Below are 22,112 nucleotides of genomic sequence, written 5' to 3' on the forward strand. Positions count from 1 at the left end.
GTTATCAGCTAAAGTCCTGTCCCAGATCTGAGCAAAGACCAAAACATGAATCTGCCTGAGAGTATTCCAGCTAAATCCCTTGTCCAGACCTGAGCAGAGCCCAAAACGTCAGGGGATGATTCTTTAGCTGGAAGCCTTTCACAGCGATCACAGTATTGCTACTACGCTAATACTTCCCTCAGATTTTGGCCGCCCCTGCATCAGCAGAAGCAGATCACAAAGAGGTAATCAGCTCACAGGTGGGGAATCAGGGGTAACGTGGCAGTAACAGGAAGATTCAGAGTCAACCAGCCGCCTCCTGTCTCCGGGTGGTTACGGGCGGTGACATAGCCCGAGTGAGCATCGACAATTTGCTGCACGATGGCCAGCCCCAAGCCCGTACCACTGTTGTTGCCGCCTCTACCAGTTCCATCCCCAGAGGAACTCGATCCACCCGTGGAGGTACCAGCCAGTCCCGCCCCCAAAACCGTCGCCGGAAACCGTGCACGGGCTGGATCCGCCCGATAAAAACGACTAAAGATATAGGGCAAATCGGTTTCCTTGAACCCCTCACCCTGATCGATCACATCAATTTGCACAGTGGCACTACCACTCGTCCGCATATCAGCGGTGGCTTCAGGGAGAACAGTACGGACCAAAATCATGCCACCTTGGGGACTGTATTTAATGGCATTGTCCAGGAGATTAATCAGCACCCGATGGATGAGCCCCTCATCCAAAGTCACCAGCAATTCCGGTGGGCCATCGTACTCGATGTCGAGCTGCTTAATCTGAGCTAAAGGCTCTAGGCTACGCCATGCCGAAAAAATGAGCTGGGGCAAATCGGTGGATTTCGGGGCAAGACCGAGCCCCCCACTGCTCTCTAGACGGCTGAGGTTGAGCAGATCTTCCACCAAGTTACTGAGGCGCAGAATTTCGTTAAGGAGACGGTCGAACCAGGACTGGAGAGAACTATCAACCCGATTGCGGAGGGTCTCGGCCACCAATCGGATCGAGGTTAGAGGAGTTTTGAGTTCGTGGGCCACATCAGAAGTCCACCGATCTCGCTGCTGCATTAGGGTCACCGCCTCTTGGCGATTTTCCAAAAACACCCCCACCTGCCCATTCCCTAGGGGAATGCTGTAGCCCCGCAGCGGGTACGCTACCCCTTCATTGGGATGCAGGGGGTCGGGGGAAACGAGATTTAGAACCCAGTCCTGCTCGTGGGGGGTCTGGGTCAGGCGACTCTGCTCAATCAGTTGATCCAGTTCATAGGAACGGACCCATTCCAACAGCAGCCGGGGGGTATTCGTGGGCTCTTGGTTGCCATAGGTGATCCCGAGTAGGCGACGAGCAGCCCCGTTGCACCACATCAACTGATTCTCTTCGTCCACCTGGAGGTAACCAATGGGGGCTTGGTGCAATAGCGATCGCAGTTCTAACTCCATCTGCTCCGCATCGGTGGACACGTTCCTCGCCACCAGATTGGGGCGAGGCGCAGCCCGGTACAGCCGTGCCTGAAATCGAGAGCGGAGCCACCAGCCCAACCCCCCACCCACCGTCATTCCTAGGCCGAGGAGACCTAAATCGTAGGCATGTACAATTGCCATGCTGTCCTAGCTACCCTTGCCCCATCAATCCTACCAACGGAAGTCTGGCCCACCTAGCAATAGAGCAGGCAAAAGCATAGGAGAGTAATCATGAAAACATTATGTATGCGGATGGCGAGACTCGAACTCGCACAGCAAAGCCACACGCCCCTCAAGCGTGCGTGTCTACCAATTCCACCACATCCGCTTGGATCTTGACATTTAAGCAAACCTAGCCAACGCCAAGAAAGCGCGTACAGGGTTACCGAAATCGCCTAAATCGCTCAATAAATATAGCTTAGAATTGCCGTCTTCGGACACCACTTGCTTTTTTTGCTCTCCAACCCCCAAGACCCTTGCCCCCATCTGCACCAGAAGCCAGTCAGCCCTTGGGCGCATGGTAGGATTAACTACCGTCATTGAAGGACAATTAGAACGGTTCAAACAGTGCTTAGACAAGGGCGCAAGCCTTCCATCGCACCAGCCCAACATTTTCCGGTCCCCTCTCCCCTTGGGAGAGGGCTAGGGCTTCGGCGTGAGCTCAGCCGAACGGTGAGGGACCGAGGTGCACCACGATAGAACGATTAGAGTATTTGAGCCGCCCAGCACTAGTACACCTAGGCTGAAATAGGCTTCCTATTCCATCGCACCAGCCCAACATTTTCCGGTCCCCTCTCCCCTTGGGAGAGGGCTAGGGTGAGGGACCGAGGTGCACCACGATAGAACAGTTAGGATATTGACGCCGTCGAGTACTAGTCTATCCCGTTGAAAAGTTTCGCCAAACCCTCTCCGGCCCCGATGCACTTTTCCAAAATTCTGATTGCAAACCGTGGAGAAATCGCCCTCCGCATCATACGCACCTGTGAAGAAATGGGGATCGCCACTGTTGCCGTGCATTCCACAGTGGATCGCCATGCCCTCCACGTGCAACTCGCAGATGAAGCCGTATGCATCGGTGAGGCCCCCAGCAGCAAAAGCTATCTCAACATTCCCAACATCATTTCTGCCGCCCTCACTCGGGGAGCCACCGCCATTCACCCCGGCTACGGATTCCTGGCGGAAAATGCGCGCTTTGCCGAAATCTGCGCCGATCACAATCTGACCTTCATTGGCCCAACCCCAGAAGCCATGATGTCTATGGGGGACAAGTCCACCGCCAAAGCCACCATGCAGCGTGTCGGCGTACCCACCATTCCCGGCAGTGAAGGATTACTCACAGATGACACTGAAGCCCACCGAGTCGCCAAAGATATTGGCTACCCCGTCATCATCAAAGCGACAGCGGGCGGGGGTGGACGGGGAATGCGCTTGGTCCAGAACGAAGGAGAGCTAAGCAAGCTCTTCATGGCAGCCCAAGGAGAGGCAGAGGCGGCCTTCGGCAATCCAGGTCTATATCTGGAAAAGTTCGTTGAACGACCCCGTCACATTGAGTTCCAGATTCTGGCCGATAGTTACGGCAACGTGGTTCACCTCGGGGAGCGGGACTGCTCGATTCAGCGCCGACACCAAAAACTCCTGGAAGAAGCCCCCAGCATAGGGCTCACCCCAGAACTCCGGCAAAAAATGGGGGATGCCGCTGTCCGTGCTGCCCAGTCCATTGACTATGTGGGGGCGGGAACCGTGGAGTTTTTATTGGATAGTCACAACGATTTTTATTTTATGGAGATGAATACCCGCATTCAGGTCGAACATCCCGTTACCGAAATGATCACAGGACTAGACCTGATCGCCGAGCAGATTCGTATTGCCCAAGGGGAAGCCCTAGGCTTTGACCAATCTCAGGTGGAATTGCGGGGGCACGCCATCGAATGCCGCATTAATGCTGAAGACCCCAGCCACAATTTCCGGCCCGCACCAGGACGAATCAGTGGCTACCTGCCCCCTGGTGGCATGGGAGTGAGGATGGATTCCCATGTTTATACCGATTACGAAATCCCACCCTACTACGATTCTCTCGTCGGCAAACTAATTGTGTGGGGACCGGACCGGGCCACGGCGATTCTACGCATGAAGCGAGCCCTACGGGAATTTGCCATTACGGGTCTGTCTACCACCATACCCTTTCACCAAAAAGTCTTGGAGCATCCCCAGTTTTTGAAAGGGGAGGTTTACACCAATTTTGTGGCTCAGATGCTGGATTTGTGACACTGCATTGGCACTAGTACCGCAGGGCGTAAATCAGTCTACTATCGTCGCACCAGCCCAACATTTTCAAGTCCCCTCTCCCAGGGGGCGAGGGCTTCGGCATGAGCTCAGCCGAACGGTGAGGGGCCGAGTGTGCCACGATGGAACGGCCAGGGTATTTACGCCGCAGAGTACTAGCTCAGAAAATCATCCCATCATTCGCAGAAGTCCCTGCTGGCCCAGCAGCACCTCCCGCAAGAGGGTGATGATCCCCACCCAGATAATTGGGGCAATATCCACACCGCCGATGGGAGCCACAACCTTTCGCACGGGTATGAGCAAAAACTCCGTGGGCCACACCGCTAGGTTGAAGGGTAAGCGATTGTGATCGGCCTGGGGATACCAGGTCAGCACGATACGCACGATAAAGAGCAGGGTATAGAGGCCCAGCAGGGGGCCAAGAGTCCATTGGGCTAGGGTTAAGGGATCGGCCATGGCGGTTGAAATATATCGTTACAGTCTGTCCTATCATATCGAACCAGGGTACTTTGCCCCAATCCAAGTCAGGGGTAGCCTTCTCAGGGGGAAGACAACGCGATAAAATCAGGGGTACCTTTAGTAACTGTTGGTTCTCCCTGCTGCTATGACACCATCTTTGACTAACTTCCTTTTGAGCCTCCTGGCTGGTGCTGCGATCGTTGTGATCCCCGTCACGGTCTCCCTGATTTTTATCAGCCAGCGAGACAAGCTACGTCGATCCTAGTGTTTTGTCAATTCAAAATTGATGGTTATATGTGGGTAAAGCCCTTCCATGCCAAAGGGGACGCATAACCTGCGTCCCCTTTGTAATTAAGGGATAGGCATGACTACGCCCGCCCTACTGAATCAAGCAAGGGGCTGTAACCGCCCCATAACTAGTACTGGGTGGCGTAAATACTCTAACCGTTCTATCGTGGCACACCTCAGCCCCTCACCGTTCGGCTGAGCTCACGCCGAAGCCCTAGCCCTCTCCCAGGGGGCGAGGGGACCGGAAAATTTTGGGCTGGTGCATCATCAGGTTTGATTTTCAGGGTTTCGTAGGGTGCATAGCGCTAAGGCGCGGCTTCGCCCACGCGAAGCAATGCACCGCAGAAAGGCAACGCCTAGGGGAAATAGTCACAGGATTTCCACCCCAGAGTACTAGGAATCTAGCTTTGATTGTCCACAGCCCCTAGTATCCAGCCTTGGAATGGGGCAGAATGCTCCTGTACCCGCTAGGATAGGAAGGTCTATAGGGTCATTAAGCGACCACAGACAGTCCTAAATTTTTAGCTTTTTGACTGCGGTTCGGAGGGGTGCATTTCAATTTTGCAACTCTGCCCCACCCTACGGGAAGAGCAAGCTCTACATCCCCCAGCCCCTTCTCCCCTTTTGGGAGAAGGGGGACCGGATTCAAAGTCCCTCGCCCTTTGGGAGAGGGATTTAGGGTGAGGGCCGCAAAAGTGAGATGCACCCGGCTCGGAGTCCGTCAGGTCACTCTAGCCAATCCCTAATTTTGGCAACTGACAGCGTCTCCGTTGAGTCGCACCCCTGAGAGGAATCCACCGTGAACTTTGGTACGCCTGTTCCCCTGCTGATTGGTATTGTTCTCATTGTCAGCGCTGTTGCTCTTTTCTTCCTTGATAAGCTGAAGCCCGGTTATGGGCGGGATGCCGACAAGGTTTATGCCATCCTGCTGCTTATTTCAGGGATTTTCCTGCTGGGGCACTTGACGATGGAGCTGATTCCGTCATTTCAGCAAATGTTGATGACAGGGATGTTGATTGCCCTACTCATTGAGAATGTGCAATCCCGTAGTGCTAGTAGTGGCGATCGCTATGCTCAGCAAGATGGGCCAGAGATGCCCCCTCGACGAGAGACCTATCGTCCCAGTCGGGCGGATTATCGCGCTGGGGATCGGACCAATGTGCGGGCGGAGTTGGACAACGACCCCCCCGGACGGTTTGGATCTAATCGCCGAATTTTGGGGGGCCGTGAGGAGAGTGTCCGAGGACGGTCGTCCTATTCAGATCGGGGCTATCCCGCCTCCTATCCCTACCCGGAGGAGCAGGGGGGAGGTGATCCTCGTGCTGAAGACTATGGCTATGACGGTAGCGGTGGGCGTCCCGATGAGCGTATTCGGCGGCGGCGACCTCTCCAACTTAGGGGAGAGGTAGACCCTGGAGTCGGTGGAGCGGGTGGCTATAGTGCCAATGCTGGATACAGTGCCAATGCTGGTTATAGTGCCAATGCTGGTTATAGTGCCAATGCTGGATACAGTGCCAATGCTGGATACAGTGCCAATGCTGGTTATGGTGCGAACTCAGGCTACAGCAGTAATGGCGGTGGCGATGGGTATAGTGCCAACGGTCGCTACGGAACACCTGCTGATAGTAGTGCTGACGACTGGCGATCGGATCGCCCGACTTCTCCTACTGGTGGAGAGATTCCGTTTCCTTCCACGACTAGCGGAGACGTAACTTCTGCTGGGGTTTCCGGAAGACCTCGACGGCAACCGGATCGAAATGACCCTGGCCGGGATGATGAGTACGCCGATTACGATCGCTACTAAGGTGAAGGTGTTCCTTCTCTAGGGCGTGCGGATGCGGAGAGGTTGCGTGATAGGGGTTTGTTTGAGAATCCCCAGGGCTTGGGTAATTTGGCCTAGGGTGCGGTGATCCCGTTGGGCATGGAGTAGGGAGGCGGCGGTTTCTAGATCTGCGATCGCACGTTGGGTATCGCCCTGCTGTTGATAGACAGAGCCTCGGTAGCAGTAAGGCAGAGCAGCCTGACCTTGATGTTGAATGGCAGCGCTGTAGGCCGCGATCGCACCGGGTCGATCGCCCAATTTCTGTCGAGCCTGTCCGTTGTAAAAATGGACCAGACTGGAGGTGGGAGCCAAGGTGGCCGCCACCTCTAAATCTTCCAGAGCTTGGGTATAGTTGCCCAGACTCAGGTGCAAGTAGCCCCGGTTACAACGGGCGGCAAACTGGTCGGAGTGCAATGCCAATGCCCGATCAAAGTCAGCCAATGCCTGCTTGGGTTGTTTACGATCGCCCCAGACGACACCGCGATTGTTGAGGGCAAGGGCATCCTCCGGCGTGATTTGCAGTACCTGGGAATAGTCAGCAATGGCTCCGTCAGGATCCCGTAGATCGTAGCGGGTGACGGCCCGATTGAAGTAGGCCACCGCATCCTCAGGACAGAGATTGGGATCATCAAAGCGACGCAGCAGTCGCTCCACCACGGTGACATCGGTGGTGCGGAGCCGCAAATCCAGACTAGGAAAAACACTGCTGGCGGCGGGTAATTCTCGCAGGCCGACAATGGCATAGGCGCGATCGCACACCAAAAACTGCTCGTCAGTCCCCAAAATTTTGAAGGTGAAGTGGTCGGGATAGGTCTGCTTGAGGGGCAACAGTTGCCTCAGGGCGGTTTTCAGCATCTGGCGCTGGGTGCTGGCCACAGGCCACTGTTGGTCAATACTCCTTAACAGGAGACCATCCCGGCGATCTCCGGAGTGACACCAGCCCACCTCCAACCGACAGCGGCGCTCCAACACCTCTTTGAAGCGGGTGATAAGTTCTGGGTCAAGGCGGGCAGAGGGTGACCAAGGCCATACCAAAACTAGCCGTTGTTGAACCTGATCTAGCGCCGCAAACAGCGCCTGATCAACAGTCGAAGACCAGCTTTCAGTGGCGTCAGGACTTTGGAAAGCCATCAACCATTGCGTCGGGGCTGCGGCCTCAGAAGAACTCGGTGCAGGTGTTGAAAACCGCTGGAGAAAGCCCTGTTCCCCAGGAGCAGGGAGGCTCTTGTGGTACTGCATCAAATCCTGGGTGGCCTGTTCTAGGGTGGCCAACTGCCACTGCATTCCGCTGAGGTAGGTTGCTGTGGTACCCCGGATTTCTGCTGTGATGTCAAAGGGGACGGCAATCCCATCAATCCGCTCTTCCACCTGGCGCAGCAGCCCAGCGAGACGATCTACCTCAGTGGTGAGGTCGCGCAATTGGGGCGAGGACTCGGGACGGCTACCATTGAGGGCAGCGGAACCAGCAGTCTTCATACTGTCCATATGCCGCCGAAGGGTATCTTGGATACTTTCTACGGTCCGCAGCTTCTCAGTCAAGGCATTGAATTCCCGACGGGGCACTAAATCCGCCACAGCCTTGATCAGTTCTCGTACCTCTCCCTTGAGGAGATGGGGGTCACTACCGGGAGCTGCTTGGCGCAAACGCCGATCCAGGTGACGCACCGCATCCTGAAGGGTAGATTGGGCAGCTTTACTCTCGCTGTTGAGGGTTTCCAAACTCACCCGAACCTGCATTAGCTCGGTTTTTAAATGAGACACATCAGCTTCAGTCGCTTCAACTCGGGGCAGGCTAGAGAGCCGCTGCACCTGTTTGTCCAGGTTGCTCAAGGTGGAGCAGGCATAGGTGTACTGATCTTGTAACTCCGCCATGTCTTGATATAGATGGCTGAGGTTGGGGCGCTCAATCCCTTGAATCCGCCGCTCTACATCCTGTTGAGTCCGTTCTAGGGCCTGAGAAAAGCGCACGACGGCGCGATCACTGTGGGCCATGGCCGCCCGCTGGAGCCCCGTCAAAGTTTCCGGGCTCGGGAGGGCACTAACCTGAGCCTGTAACTGGTTCAGATCCTTATTCATCCGTCCCTCTAGGTTGAGGCTGCGGTGCTTGACACCGTTAATTTGCTGCTCTAAGCGACGGCGATCGATGAGTCCCATGGCCACCAAGGCCGTAACGGGAATGGAGACCAGCGCTGCGTTTTGACTGGCAAGGGATGCTACAGTCCCTGCCCCCGCAGTGAGCATCAGGGCGGACTCTCTGAAACGAGGCCAACGTCGAATATTCACGGGATGCACACGAAGTAAAGAGGGCTTAACGGGGAGTGGCCCCCTAGACTGATCTGGGACCATCGAGTTGGGGACTCGGGCAAAACCAGAAGGCAGATGAGCACTGACCCCGCTATAACTTTCTGATCTCTGAGAGACGGATCAGGACAAGAATTCTGCTCCCACAGCAGAGAATCACCCCGTAGAGAAGCAAAGCATCAAGCAGAAAGGTGGGGTGCCCGAAAAAAACACCCTCCCTTGCCATAGATAGCGCCACACCCCTAAGGAGACAGTACCCATACTGGTCTCTACATTTGTCGGGTCACGCACCCTCTTCACCCTTGGTAGCGGCTATGTCAACCATCGCGACGAAAGGGATCGCTATGGTTTAATTGCAGCGTAGACCCCTTAGGGACTCGCAGGAAAATAACGTACCCGCTGATCGGGCTTGCTCCCTCTGGGAGCCATTACATGTTGGCGCAGCCTGTCTGAAAGACATACGACTTCGCTCAGCCCTCGATCACTGAAGGTTGAGCGAAGTCGTTCGCGTAGCGTCTCCCTTCGGGAGAAAACCTGGCCACTAGGTACACTAGACCTGTTGTGAAATACTGTTCAAAATCGCTGAAAGCCTTGCTACAAAGCACTTTCGGGGTTTTTGGACAAGAAAGGCTGAAAGCCTTGCCTAGAAGGCGTTTTGAGGTTTTTCGAGTTTAATTCACAACAACTCTACTATTAACCCGCACCTCCCTTAGCGTGCTCATTGACTGACAACACGATCTGGAACCGACATTCTGGGTTGGGTCAGAAAACTATCCCCTAGTAATGATTCACTCACCCCCGGCTAAACCGCTACAACCCTTGATCCCTTGTTTGAAGGAAGGGGGATGTGAACAGTTACGCCCCCTAAATTTCACCCAAATTCTTTAGGGAAGCGGTTTCTATGTCCAATGTAGGATTTTTGCCAGTCAACAAGCTTAGCCTTTCTGATTAGATGAGCGCACTGAGAAATCTTGATGAACAGGAACTTCAATCACAAACTCCGTTCCCTGATCTAGGGTGGAATAGCACCGTAGATTTCCACCGTGTTTTTCGGTTACGATTTGATGGCTAATAGACAGTCCAAGTCCGGTCCCTTTACCAATAGCTTTTGTTGTAAAGAACGGATCGAAAATCTTAGCCTGCGTAGCCTCATCGATTCCTGGACCATTGTTAGCAATGCGAATGGCTACCTGGTTAGATCCACTAGTTGCCGTAGAGATTGTGATCCTGCTTGGATTTGCCTTCACAGCATCGACGCTGCGTTTTTTATCGTACTCGTCTAGAGCATCAAGGGCGTTAGAGATTATATTCATAAATACCTGATTGAGCTGTCCTGGATAACACTCCACCAAGGGCAGTGTGTCATATGTCTTGACTAGCTGAATTTCAGGATAATCATTATTTCTCTTAAATCGATTTTGCAAAATCATCAACGTACTGTCAATGCCTTCATGCAGATCAACGGTCTTAAATTCCGCTTCATCCAAGCGAGAAAAGTTGCGTAAAGACTTAACTATTTCGCGAATACGATCGACTCCCAACTTCATTGACTCCAGTAGTTTAGGAAAGTCATCCTTGAGAAAGTCTACTTCGCTTTCTTCAAGGGCTAACTGGATATCTGCTGATGGCATGGGGTAGCTTTGTCGATAGAGAGCTAATAAGTCTAGTAGGTTATCAGCATATTCTTTGGTATGAACTAGGTTGCCATAGATGAAATTAACGGGATTATTGATCTCGTGAGCAACCCCAGCTACCAGATGTCCCAGACTAGACATCTTTTCCGTTTGCACTAACTGGGTTTGGGTTTTTTGCAGGTTCACTAGGGTTTGTGACAGTTCATCAGTTCGTTCTGCCACTCGCCTCTCCAAAAGAATATTGGCTTCCTTCAATCCATCTTCTGCAAGCTTTTGTTGATTGATTGTAGAGGATAAAATCAACAGAGTTAAAGCAGCGACACCAATAAAGGACTGTAGTAGAACCAGAGAATTTTCGGATGAAATTAGTGCAAAAATGCCATTTCCTTGGGCTGTTGCGGCAATAGAAATCAGAGATAGAGCAACAACTAAAAGAGTCCCTCCACGCTCACCAAAGCGAAACGCTGCCCAGACCATAGGCAACAAAAACATATATTCTAAAGGGTTACCTATACCAAAAGTTTGCCACGAGATGAAAACCGTAAGCCCAATTAATAGTGCTAGTTCACCTATTTTTTGAGGCGTAACATTCCAGTTTTCGATCCTCTCCCGCCAAGTCAATATGAAGGGCGCAAAGACTAAAAATCCTACGGTATCTGCTGTCCACCAAGTTCGCCATACGGTAGCGTAGTCTGCCGAGGGTACCACCCCGTTCAAATACAGTACTGTTGTTCCCAATGTGGCATTAAAGACAGGAGACAGACTGGTTGCGATCGCAAATATTAAGGTATATCTTACGGTGCTTAGAAACGCCTGATTGTTGGTCCACCGTAAAATCAGTAGTGCTGCGATCACAGCCTCCGCAAATTCACCTATCCCCATCGTCAAACCAATGGGCAAGCTTTCATAGAAGGAAACATCAAGCACCCAGTAACCCAGAAGGATACCTGGCCAAACCCTAAATCTACTGATCAACAATGCTGCCAGGGAAATACCTGAAAGCGGCCAAATGGGAGTGACATCACCGATCGTAGCGAATTGAAATGCCATCATACCCACTGCATGAAGGGTTACAACCATCAACCCATTAAACAGCAGTATTTTCCCCGTGAAAAAATCATCTATTTTGACGCCCACTCCAGAGTCATGGGCTTTACTGAACGCTGGAGAATTAGTCCGAGTCATACAAGGAATCCACACACAGTCATCAAATGGAATATGGGCACCTCAAGGTGCCCATATATGTATAATGCCCAAAGCCTCGGCATAATGCCCAAAGCCCCGGCAATCAAGATCCAGTATTTTGGAATCTTGTGAGGTGCCAAGGTTAACCATGAAACCCTTGATAACAGGAGATCGGCTGTACCTCCCTTACCCCATACCCTGGGAGTATCGTTGGGAGAAAGCTATGGAACCCCTGATAGTAAGAGATAGGCTATACCTCACCCAGAAGGGAAATGCTGTCGCCCTCCTGGGATCAGAATGAAAACCATAATCAGTAATCCATTCTGCTTTCCAGACCCCTTGCGGGGTCTGGATTTCAAGGTTTATAAGTGCAGCCAGCACCAAAATTCCAGGAGAGCCAGACAGCTTACATTTTGTAAACAACCCAATACATCCTATTTTGAGCTACTGGGAAGAATTTTTCCTTAAACCCAAACAGCCCCGAAGTTTCTGAACCCCCTAGATTTAAGTAGCGATATCCTGCCTGTTTCAGCACTTTGCAGCATTCAACGATCAAATACTCCGACAGATACGGAAACTTTTGGTGAAGAGTAATACTGGCATACAATCCGGCCATATCTTCACTCACTGCTTCCATGGCAAAGAATCCCGCTGCTTCTCCGGCAACACGAACCATCTGAGCAAAATAGGATTTCCCGTTCTTGCCCACCGGGGGATAGTGAACGATATTGTCATAGTCACTAGGCCGAGAGATATGTAACTGTCTCACATCAAGATAATCAAAAAACTCTTGAACAATGGTATCGGCTTCCGCAGAGTTGTCCTCACTGTGATCCTTGCCCAGAGGTTCCCAGGTTGTTTCAGCCTCAAATTTCGCACAGTACCTGCGGTAGTTGCGTTTTAGACTGCTAGTGGCTTCATACTTTTCGAGTCGCTGAAGCACTTGATCTACATCCACGATCTGCTCGGGGAACGTATCGTCTTCTTCCATAGCTTGATCATGCCAGGGATAGTCTTCAATCGGAGAAAATCCAGTTTGAAGTAATTGATCTCGCTCCTCAAGAGTCAGCTTTTTCACAAACACCGGCACCCCACTCAGCTCCAGCAAATGTTTTGATAAGGTGCGCAAACTGTCAGGATCAAATTCACCCATGGGATTAACTACGTGATAGTGCCAGCTTCCCCCTAGGGTAAAGCGATCGCCCAAACCAATAGCGACCAACATCCGCCCATCAAAGTATTTCATCCCCAACCCATCAGGCCCCAACCCATTGACGGCTTGACAAAGATAGTAAAAGCTATTGCCATAGCCCGGATTTGGATCCGCTTCCCGAAAACTATGGAACAGGTTTCGATCTTTAGATGTGATGTAAGAAACCCGCCCACCGTAGCGTTTGACAATACCTTCTGCCAAACGGTGTTTATCCTCTAGCGTGCTAGTTTGAGTGGAGGGATTTTTCGCCGCCGACCACATCCACAAAAACTGCTTTCGGTGGGTATCAGCAACGGAGAAATCATCAACCACCACGATTTTATCTGTTGATCCCCAAATGATTGTGGCGACCTTATTACCATAGATACAGATAGGAATAGCGCTGAAAACATGCTCTGGCATCCAGCGACAGTGTTTCTGATGCTCTTGGAGCAGTGCCATATTTTCTGGATGGGTCAAGATTTGAAGACTAATACCTTGATCCGTTAACGTTTGTAGCTGCGTTAAAATGTGTGTCGGGTTATCTGCCAGAAATTTTCCGGCATCAATTCCACTCAGATAAACCGTCCCACCAGCATTGCCAAAGGTTTGTACCACCTCTTCGAGCATAAGCTGTACAACGTTATCACCCTCGTATACCTGGATCGGCTCCTGGCTTATCTTAGGACTTTTCAATTCAGCACCCATCGGTTAAATCCTCGTATTAGCGAAAATCCATCATGAACAAACTGCACTGACTGATCTAACCCCTACCAGAACAACATCGTAAACCCTGTCTATGTGACTGATGAGTCAACAGGTTAGGAGACGACCATGTTTTCCTGGATGATCTGATCTTGACCAATTACTGTTTCTTGAGGACATAAATTGTCCAGCAGGGAAAATCGCATTCGTTGACCCACGCAAATGGTTCATGGCCCTGGGCTAAGGGCTGCATAGCTTCAATCACCTGAAAGCCGCTTTGTTGAAATACTTGACGATAATCATTATCTGTCCAGTAATAGTCGAACAGCACGATGTCGGTATCTCGAATGCCCACCCTAACTTTGCAGCCTGATGCTAGACAGGTCTCATCAATCGGGCCGATCTCAAATGACGACCAGTGATGACGATAGTACTCTTCTGACCCAGTGACGATAATGACAATGCCCTCATCAGTTAAGACGCGGTTAAGCTCCCCGAATGTATTCATCATTTGGGTAATCGAACTATATTCGAGCAGCACAAAACTTTGAAAGATTGCGTCAAAGTGGTGATTAGAGAAAGGTAACTGTTCGGAATCCAACAGATAATATTCACCCTCTGCCGCCTGCCGTGCTTTTGTGAGCATTGACGGATTAATATCAACACCAACGGTATCAAAGCCTAGGCTCCTCAAAAAACGAGTCGATCGCCCCGTGCCACAGCCAAAATCGAGCAGCTTCCCCCTACTGTTGTGACGCTCGAACCACTCAGCTACCGCGTTGAAGGCCAAAAAATAGCTGCCCTCAAGCTTCAACTCTGAGTACTGCCCAGAGAATTGCCGATAGTCATGGGTTTGCAACGGTATAGGTTCAATGGTGGGGGGAGGTAATCCAACCATCTACAGAGCCTCCAAATTATGAAGTAAGCATGAAGTTCGACCTCTGTAGAGTTGCATACCTCAGGCATAATCACCTCCGTTTAATCCCTGAAGATGGGAACTAGATCAATGTAGGCAATAAAAAAGCGTCTGCAATTTACACATTGCAGACGCCTATCAAAATTGGGGAATGGAAGAACTTGACCAAAGAGGGGCTAGGGGATTTAGTGAAACCGCTTCTTACGGCGGGCCACTTCTTTGCGCTTGCGCTTTTCCTGGGGTGTTTCAAAGTGCCGTCGGCGCTTTACCTCCGAAAACACCCCTGCCTTAGAAACCTGACGCTTAAAGCGTCGCAATGCCGATTCAATGCCTTCGTTTTCACCAACAAGGACCTGGGTCATACCGATCGTTTGGACTCGACAAGTAAAAAACGTAAATACTGCTATGGAGAAACCCTTCAAGATCAGCCAATGGCTACCTTTCAAGGCTGAAAAGATACACGGAGTTTGGGTACACAGTCCCCGCCGCGCACTCTACAAATACCATACCGCAAAAGTGACCTAAAGCATCCATTCCAGGAAAACGCCGACGCGGCTGTCCTGACGACCGGGGGCGTTTTGGGTCTGAATATCCGTTGAGATTCGCAGTTGGGAGGTGACGGCATAGCCAACGGAGAAGGTAGTGAGCCCGACCACATTCTGAGTTCCCGGTGCTACCCAGGTTTGGGTCAAAGCGAGATCGGCAGCCCCAGTGCGTGAAGGAATTAAGACAATGCGAAAGCCCACATTCAATCCCTCAACGGTGTAGGTAGGGGTGTCTAGGTGACGGTAGCCCAGCACGGGGGCGACATTGCCGTACCAGCCCAAGGGCAGTAAATAATACTGGGCGTCAATACCATAGCTGGCACGATGGTCTCCATCGCGGTTTGCATTCTGGCTATAGTCGGCGCTGAGAGTAAGCGGCGTGCGGCCCACAAAGAAGTCCTGCACCCCTAGGTAAAATCCACTAGTTTGATTGTTGGAGGGAAACTGGGCATAGCCCACCCGTAGCCGGGGGCGAAAGGCTGGGTCATGGCGAATATCTGCCGCTACGTCGGGGATGGATTGGAGCCATCGTCGCAGCACGGGGCTGCTTTCGATGATGGCGGGGTCGATATCAATGGCGGAGGAATTAGTGGCGATTGCCTCCCCATCCCACGTCTCTTCTAAGGCGGGGGAGGCGGTGCTCTGCAAATTTTGTACCGTTTGCACCCAAATTTCCCTGGTGGCAAAGCTTTCGGCTCCTGCTGCACGCTCTTCAGGAGCGCTCGCTTCTAGGGGGGCAGCCTCTAGGGGGGTGTCTATCTCCACCCATTCCTCGGCAGGCAACGGAGCCCGAACAGTGCCCTGGGACAAACGGCCCTTGGTGGAAAAGTAGGGAGTTCCCTTGAACTGGGGAGCTTGGGGAGGCGCGATGGCCAGAGACCGGTCCAAAGGGACCATCGCGGCAGTGCGATGGTCTCCGACCGGCCTTTGGCCATCGCACTTTACCCCATTCGGTTCTGAGGACAATTCAGTGGTAGGCCCGTCTTGGGGAAGTGGGCAGAGATCCGAAATTGCTGAAAGGGGCAGGGCAAGGGCGCGATGCTCAGGGACCAGTCCAAAGGGACCATCGCAGACCACCATGCTAGCCAAAGCCAGACCAATTCCGCCCCCGACTGCCCCTCTTCCCCGCCATTGATCCCGCACTATGGTCACGTCATCCCTCCTCACCATCGCCCTATTCCAGCACCTCCCTAGTGGTCTGTCAATTTTGAATTGACCTTTTGAATTGACCGATAAAGGAGAGTTGTTTGGGGGGAATAAAAACCCTCAAACGAGGCTTACCCGCACACCAGGATCCATGACATCCTACCCCCATAAAAAGGTGTCCCCGGAAAACCCCAGAGACACCCATGGCATAAACAAATTAGCAACCGTCCTAGCTGCTTGCCCTAGCGCACCGCCGCCTGTAGAACCGTGGCATCCAGCGGTTTCATGAAATACAGCCGCACCATTTGCCAACCAATGGTGGCAATGTAGGGCAGTTTCCGTAGTAGCTTCACCGGAGCAGGCTGGTCAGAGCGCCCGATAGCAGCAATTTTGTCATTAGCCGCCGCACTGGTATCCAGTGCCTTGAAGAACTCGGGATGATCCACATTCAGCAGAACAGGGAAGACCCGCGCCGCCGTAGCATTCGTTTCCCGAATTACCTCAATGTCGTAGGTGCGCGCATCTAGACCAATGGCGGCATAGAAATCATGACGCTGAAGGTCATTCAGATACATAGTGGCAAACACCGACAGCAGGAAAAACCGACACCAGAGCCGCGCTCGCCAATCATTGAGGATTTGGGGCTGGGACTTCATCAGTGCAGAGAAGAAGTCGCCATGGCGGTTCTCATCCTGACACCAGTTTTCAAAGAATCGGAAGATGGGGTAAATACGGTTCTCGGGGTGGGATTCCAGATGGCGGTAGATCTTGATATAGCGCCAGTAGCCAATTTTCTCAGAGAGATAGGTGGCGTAGAAGATGAACTTGGGCTTGAAGAAGGTGTACTTCTTGCTTTTGGTCAAGAAACCCAGGTCAAGCTGGAGGTTGAAGTCAGACATGGCCTTGTTCAAAAAGCCAGCATGACGCGCCTCATCGCGAGACATAAGATTAAAGCACTCCGCCAAGACAGGGCTGGAATCCTTGATGCGCCGTCCCAATTCCTTGTAGAGCAGGAACCCGGAAAACTCAGCGGTACAGGAGCGCTCTAGGAACTCCACGAAGAGCCTGCGGGTGTCGCCGTCAATATGCTCCCAAGACTGATCAAATTCCGCATCCCGCACAAAGTGGTGGCGATTGTAGTCAGCGCGGAACTCTTCCAGGATGGCCTGTAGCTCGTCTTCGTTGACAGAGATGTCCATTTTGGCCATCTCATCAAAATCAGTGGTGTAAAACCGGGGCGTCAGGATGGTGTCCTGGGCGGGAGCCTTCACGCCGGGGCGGATTTCTGTAAATTCGGGCTTTCTTAGGGAGTCAACCATGAGTCCTTGAGTACACGCTTGAGGTGCCGTAGGGGGCAGTACCGTTAGCTTCGGATGGGTAAGCACCTGCTGCCATCGGCTCTAAGCCTAAATGGATCCCCTGAAGCCGCCTTCGGAACCGGATTTCAGCGGTGGCAGAGCTTGACCTACTGAGTCTTAGTCTATCAATGGGAGTGGGGCTGGAAAGGGGTTCAAGCTTTAAGAATTGCAACACTTAGCAACGCTCAGCAATGGCTAGGGCCGCCAAGCCCGTCACAAGTCCCCAAAACTTCCCCCATCTTCGGCTTCTAGTTCATTATGGGGACACCCACAGTTTTAGGAGGTAGGAATGGGGCTGTTTGATAGCGTCTTCAACGCTGAGAAAGGCATGACTGAAACGCAGCTCACTGCTGCGGAGTCCTTTGCTGCCGTGGCTTTAGTCGCGATCGCGGCAGATGGCTACCTCTCAGACCAAGAGAGCCGCGACATGAGCATGATGCTGTCTCGGATGCAGCTCTTTCGCACCTACTCCAATGATCTGATGCACCGCATGTTTGACAAGCTCCTGGCTATGCTCAAGCGAGAGGGGCCTGGCGAACTGGTGAATTTGGCTAAAGCCTGTCTCCCTCCAGAGCTGAGACCAACGGCCTTTGCGATCGCGACTGACCTCGTTCTCTCCGACGGCACCGTCACCTCTCAGGAGCAAGCCTTTCTGGATGACCTGTATCGAATCCTAGAAATTCCTGGTGATACCGCCCTGCAAATCGTCCAGGTAATGACAATCAAAAATCGGGGCTAGGAGTCGATCTGATCCACTAGGGCAGAAAGCTCATCGGCCATAATGACGCGACCTCGCGCCGCTGCCCGCAGAATCCGATCGATGGCGTGGCGTTCATCGTCAGTCAGGCTATGTTCGTTCAAGAGATTGGCGAGAAGACCATACCGATCGGCCAATGTGAGCTGGCCGCGATCGCTGGCTTGGGCAAACAGCTCCGAGAGCGCAAATTTAAGAGGACAAATCTCTACCACAGGCAATGACCCGACAGGGTTCCTTGTGCTCTATGACTATGCCCGAGGTTAGGGACTGTCCGTGTGACAATCACGAGTTCTCTGGGTGACTTTACTAGCATCAATCTGTGACTTCGGTCACACAAGAGTTGTTCGGGGCCCTAGCTCAATCCGTCCTAAGAGGCTGTTTGAGAAGTATTCAATGTCATGCTGTTCGCGAAGCGACTTCTAAGAAACTTCCCTCTGTGAGCAAGACCGAGATTCCTCCCTTCGTTTGGAATGACAGGCTCTCGTTTGTCATGTTGTTCGCGAAGCGACTCCGCAGGAGTAATGGAGCGGAGTCGAAACATCTCGGTCTAACAGCCAGACCAGGATCCCTCCCTGCGCTCGGAATGACAGGCTTCCCTCTGTTTCTTCCGGGCATTACCCAACATCGTGGGTTGGGTCGGTTGCTCCGAAGGAGTAACGGAGCGTCGTGAAGGATCTTGGACTACGCTGAGGGATCGAGATTCCTCTCTCCGTTTCACTGCGCTCGGAATGACAGGTGGATTGTCATGTTGAGCGGATGTCAGACAGGGCCTGACCCACAAGAATTGCACATTACTAAAGATCTGGAGTTCCTAAGCATCTAAAGTCTAATCGAGGTACCCCATCAGAGCCGCTGGTAGCGGGTCCACTGTGTCATTAGGGGCTATGGGGCGATTCCCCATCAAGAAATTCAGTTCAGATAAGTGCAAAGTCCCCACCATAACCGGACGATGACCCGGTAAGAGATCCGTCGAAAACACCTCCATAGTATTTGCCATGATCGGACGACTCCCTGAAGAATTCAAGCTGCCCACCACTTCCAAATCGCTCAGGGCAATCGGTCGATGGTTAGGCAGGGAATCCGTCACCACCAAGCGAGTGTGGTCCTCTAGCAAAATCACCCCAGACTCTCCCTCAGTGTCCTTGGACTTAACGATGCTGTTCTTGGGTTGGCGGCGCGTCGTAGTCTTGCGAGGCGTCTCGGCGCTAGCCTCCGCTGCCTTGGCTTCGGCTTGGCCGTTAGCGGCCTCATTAGTGCTGGTCATGAATTAACCTCTTCTCGGCTTAGCGATTCAAACTGCGCCCGTCTGCGCTTCTCTATCATCCCAGATCGCCACTACTAAACAAAATCTTGCGGGTAGTCTGGGGATCAATCGGTTAGGCGGTGCTAACCCCATTCTTTCAAAGCGAACCTTAACAACGGGCAATACTTAAGGAAACATTATAGGAAAAAGATTCACTCATTTACTTTGCAAAAGATTATCAGTGTGATAATCCCAGTGTTACGTATGCCCGCCCTAAAACCCAGGGTAGGATCCTGCCCCAGGGCAACAGGAGTAGCCGTCCGGCAATTCCCAGCCCAATTCACCCATGCTTAAGAGCGCACGGGTCAGTTTAGCTTGAGAGATGGCAGTTTTTTGCCCTATCCCCACCCCTATCCCTGTCGCTCTTGTCAATAATTTAGAGGGATGCGCTACACTAGGTTGCAAGCGAGGGGCTGTAACGGTTTCGACGCTTTGACGAAAGTCACTCTGTGATACAGGCCGAGGGGGAGTCCACCCTCGTTAATCCAGGCTCAAAACAAACGTAACTGCGAACAACATCGTTCCTTTTGCTCGTAAAGCTGCACCTGTTGCCGCTTAACTAAACTCAATTAGCGAGCGTTCATAGTCCGACTCCGTTAAGGGCTATGAACAAACCCCAACGGATGCGTCCTATAGTCTTCTCTGGTGAGCTATGGGACAAAGAAATCATCAGAGCATCCCATCGCTAGGGATAATCAGCGGTCCCCGCCTCAAGGGTCAGAGAGGCTAAGCCTGTGAATGAATGGTGTGTTAATACTCGAAGCGGACACGGGTTCGACTCCCGTCAGCTCCATTTTTATGAACTTTATTGTTCTTTTTTGAATATTTCTCTGCTCGACGTTCCGCTATGGAGCTTCGAGATTTTCGTCTGTCTATACTTAGTAAAGAAGCCCCGATGCAGTCGGTCAATGTGTCGGGATGTGAACTTGTCGTCGCGTATTGGGGTCAGTACCCATGGCCGCTTCTTCCTCTCACACCATGCGATTTCCTCTGTGGCAGTATTTAAATCAACCTGTTTTTAGCCGTCTTCACAAAACGCGATTAAATCCTTGGTCTTTTTGGCGAGGATACCAGATTCAGTATTTAGAACGATGCTGGATTAAGGAATTCAGGCCGGAAGAGCATTTCAATCCGTAATTCAAATGAATATTCTGTTCTGGAAGTATTCTGAGATGGAGCTGCATTCATCATTATTCCTTGCATAATGAAGGAGATCTTTGGATCTGGATTCAGTTCCTAGGGAAATGTACGGAAGCGAATTGACAAGAAACTCTGTAAATTTTGCCCCTATTTCGCAGTACGAGCTGCGTTCGGCTGCTAATACTTCACTCCCCCAGCTAAACCGCTACAACCCCTGATCCCTCCTTCGAAGGTCGGAGGGGATGGGAATGGCTACTTTGGCTGAGCTGGTCGAAGTCTAGGCGGCAGCCGCAAGGGGGACACTTGCGCGAAAGTTGTTGGGAATATTTCCGTCAGGCAGGACTAGGCTTGGACCGTTAGCATGGGGAAAATCAGGGCCGAGATCGTAGCCCTAGGAGAACCTCCGTGGATCTAGCTGAAAGTTTTCGTATGGCGACTAAGACTCTGGTCGCTAACAAGCTCCGCAGTAGCCTCACGATGTTGGGCATTATCATCGGCAATGCCTCGGTGATTGCTATGGTGGGTCTGGGCGAAGGGGCACAAACCTACATCAATGGGCAGCTCCAGACCCTGGGGCCAAATGTGCTCTTTGTGCTGCCGGGAAGCCGGGAAACACGGCAACAGGGCAGCTTGGAGGTACCTCGTACCCTGGTGGTGGCGGATGCGGATGCGATTTCGGCTCAGGTCCCTTCTGTAGTGGGCGTTGCCCCTGAATTTAACGACCAAGGGCGCGTTGTGTATCGCAATCGCAGTGCCAATGTCAGTATCGTGGGCACCAGCGAACAGTTTTTGCAGGTCCGCAGTTTTGAGATGGCCCAGGGGCGGTTTATTGCCAAGCTAGACTTAGACCGCAATGCCCAGGTGGCGGTGCTAGGGGCATCCCTGGCGGAACGGTTGTTTGATCAGCAGAGTCCCGTGGGGCAGTCTGTTCAGGTGAAAGGGATCCGCTTTGAAATTACCGGGGTGCTTGCGGCTAAGGGAGCGAACCTGGGCTTGAATTATGACGATGCGGTTTTGGTGCCCATCACGACCCAAGCCAGTCGCTTGGTGGGGCAGCGTCGGTCACCCTACGGGATTGAGGTGTCCTATATTGCTGTGTCGGCCCAGGATCGAGATCGCATGGGGCAGGCAGAATTTCAAATTACTAACCTGTTACGCCTGCGCCATAACATTACCGACAGCGACGATTTCTTTATCAACAGTCAGGACACGTTGCTGAATTTGGCGGATACGGTTACTGGAGCCTTGACAGTACTGTTAGCTGCGATCGCAGGTATTTCTCTACTGGTGGGGGGCATCGGTATCATGAACATCATGTTGGTATCCGTCCGGGAACGCACCCAGGAGATCGGCCTAAGAAAAGCCATTGGGGCCTCCCAGCAGGACATTCTGGTGCAGTTTCTAATCGAGTCCTTGATTCTGTCCGTCGTCGGGGGCATTGTGGGCAGTGGACTCGGTATTGGTGGACTGTTGCTAATCAGTGCCATTTCTCCCTTTGAGGCGGGGGTTTCGGTCTCAGCGATTACTTTGGCAGTGGGGGTATCTGGTGGCATTGGTCTTTTCTTTGGCGTTTTCCCCGCCCGCCAAGCCGCTCAACTCGACCCTATTGTTGCTCTCCGCAGCAGCTAGT

The 22,112-nt window shown here is 52.3% G+C and carries 16 protein-coding genes, 1 tRNA gene and 1 other RNA gene; 6 read left to right on the forward strand and 12 right to left on the reverse strand.

Annotated elements, in window-relative coordinates; translation table 11 throughout:
* Positions 1-233 precede the first annotated feature (233 nt).
* Both LEP6406_RS0208295 and LEP6406_RS0208300 read right to left on the reverse strand, forming a co-directional pair.
* Entirely contained in the window at positions 234-1,589 is a 1,356-nt protein-coding gene (locus LEP6406_RS0208295; protein WP_008310752.1) for a sensor histidine kinase, read from the reverse strand.
* Positions 1,590-1,695: 106 nt separating this feature from the next.
* Positions 1,696-1,776 (reverse strand) — tRNA-Leu (locus LEP6406_RS0208300).
* 590 nt (positions 1,777-2,366) lie between these two features.
* Here LEP6406_RS0208300 and accC point away from each other — a divergent pair.
* Complete coding sequence (gene accC / locus LEP6406_RS0208310; protein ID WP_008310746.1) at positions 2,367-3,713, forward strand: acetyl-CoA carboxylase biotin carboxylase subunit; 1,347 nt, start codon at positions 2,367-2,369, stop codon at positions 3,711-3,713.
* Positions 3,714-3,899: 186 nt separating this feature from the next.
* Here the strand turns inward: accC and LEP6406_RS0208315 are convergent, their stop codons facing one another.
* Positions 3,900-4,187: a YggT family protein gene (locus LEP6406_RS0208315; RefSeq protein ID WP_008310744.1), complete on the reverse strand. Its 288-nt coding sequence runs from the start codon at positions 4,185-4,187 to the stop codon at positions 3,900-3,902.
* 148 nt (positions 4,188-4,335) lie between these two features.
* On the opposite strand from LEP6406_RS0208315, the gene psbX reads away from it, so the two are divergent.
* Entirely contained in the window at positions 4,336-4,455 is a 120-nt protein-coding gene (gene psbX / locus LEP6406_RS31030) for a photosystem II reaction center X protein (protein ID WP_071992213.1), read from the forward strand.
* Between the two features lie 822 nt (positions 4,456-5,277).
* Positions 5,278-6,282, forward strand: coding sequence for a Ycf66 family protein (locus tag LEP6406_RS30115; RefSeq protein WP_008311838.1), 1,005 nt, complete (start codon positions 5,278-5,280; stop codon positions 6,280-6,282).
* Positions 6,283-6,300: 18 nt separating this feature from the next.
* Here the strand turns inward: LEP6406_RS30115 and LEP6406_RS30120 are convergent, their stop codons facing one another.
* The 7 genes from LEP6406_RS30120 to acsF form a co-directional block, all read right to left on the reverse strand.
* The gene (locus LEP6406_RS30120) at positions 6,301-8,583 is read right to left on the reverse strand and encodes a tetratricopeptide repeat protein (protein WP_162160855.1); all 2,283 of its coding nucleotides are present in this window, start codon (positions 8,581-8,583) and stop codon (positions 6,301-6,303) included.
* 953 nt (positions 8,584-9,536) lie between these two features.
* On the reverse strand, positions 9,537-11,420 hold the full coding sequence (locus tag LEP6406_RS30125; RefSeq protein WP_008311842.1) for an MASE1 domain-containing protein: 1,884 nt from the start codon (positions 11,418-11,420) through the stop codon (positions 9,537-9,539).
* Positions 11,421-11,826: 406 nt separating this feature from the next.
* Complete coding sequence (locus LEP6406_RS0208335; protein WP_008311847.1) at positions 11,827-13,320, reverse strand: hypothetical protein; 1,494 nt, start codon at positions 13,318-13,320, stop codon at positions 11,827-11,829.
* Between the two features lie 157 nt (positions 13,321-13,477).
* Complete coding sequence (locus LEP6406_RS0208340; RefSeq protein WP_008311850.1) at positions 13,478-14,215, reverse strand: class I SAM-dependent methyltransferase; 738 nt, start codon at positions 14,213-14,215, stop codon at positions 13,478-13,480.
* Between the two features lie 203 nt (positions 14,216-14,418).
* Positions 14,419-14,595, reverse strand: a complete 177-nt coding sequence (rpsU, locus tag LEP6406_RS0208345; protein ID WP_008311852.1) for a 30S ribosomal protein S21 — start codon at positions 14,593-14,595, stop codon at positions 14,419-14,421.
* A gap of 159 nt (positions 14,596-14,754) precedes the next feature.
* The gene (locus LEP6406_RS34160) at positions 14,755-15,930 is read right to left on the reverse strand and encodes a hypothetical protein (RefSeq protein ID WP_155834660.1); all 1,176 of its coding nucleotides are present in this window, start codon (positions 15,928-15,930) and stop codon (positions 14,755-14,757) included.
* A gap of 236 nt (positions 15,931-16,166) precedes the next feature.
* Positions 16,167-17,243, reverse strand: coding sequence for a magnesium-protoporphyrin IX monomethyl ester (oxidative) cyclase (acsF, locus tag LEP6406_RS0208355; RefSeq protein WP_008311858.1), 1,077 nt, complete (start codon positions 17,241-17,243; stop codon positions 16,167-16,169).
* Between the two features lie 328 nt (positions 17,244-17,571).
* On the opposite strand from acsF, the gene LEP6406_RS0208360 reads away from it, so the two are divergent.
* Entirely contained in the window at positions 17,572-18,021 is a 450-nt protein-coding gene (locus LEP6406_RS0208360; RefSeq protein WP_008311860.1) for a tellurite resistance TerB family protein, read from the forward strand.
* Here the strand turns inward: LEP6406_RS0208360 and LEP6406_RS0208365 are convergent.
* Both LEP6406_RS0208365 and LEP6406_RS0208370 read right to left on the reverse strand, forming a co-directional pair.
* A complete protein-coding gene (locus LEP6406_RS0208365; protein ID WP_008311862.1) occupies positions 18,018-18,251 on the reverse strand; it encodes a hypothetical protein in 234 nt (77 codons plus the stop codon). The two genes, LEP6406_RS0208360 and LEP6406_RS0208365, sit on opposite strands and share 4 nt — an antisense overlap.
* 614 nt (positions 18,252-18,865) lie before the next feature.
* Positions 18,866-19,303, reverse strand: coding sequence for a hypothetical protein (locus LEP6406_RS0208370; RefSeq protein WP_008311864.1), 438 nt, complete (start codon positions 19,301-19,303; stop codon positions 18,866-18,868).
* Between the two features lie 448 nt (positions 19,304-19,751).
* Between LEP6406_RS0208370 and ssrA the strand changes: the two genes are divergently transcribed.
* Both ssrA and LEP6406_RS0208375 read left to right on the forward strand, forming a co-directional pair.
* Positions 19,752-20,138: a transfer-messenger RNA gene (ssrA, locus tag LEP6406_RS31035) on the forward strand.
* A 773-nt stretch (positions 20,139-20,911) separates the two neighbouring features.
* Positions 20,912-22,111, forward strand: coding sequence for an ABC transporter permease (locus tag LEP6406_RS0208375; RefSeq protein ID WP_317133827.1), 1,200 nt, complete (start codon positions 20,912-20,914; stop codon positions 22,109-22,111).
* Position 22,112 lies beyond the last annotated feature (1 nt).

Source organism: Leptolyngbya sp. PCC 6406 (assembly GCF_000332095.2).
GTDB lineage: Bacteria > Cyanobacteriota > Cyanobacteriia > Phormidesmidales > Phormidesmidaceae > PCC-6406.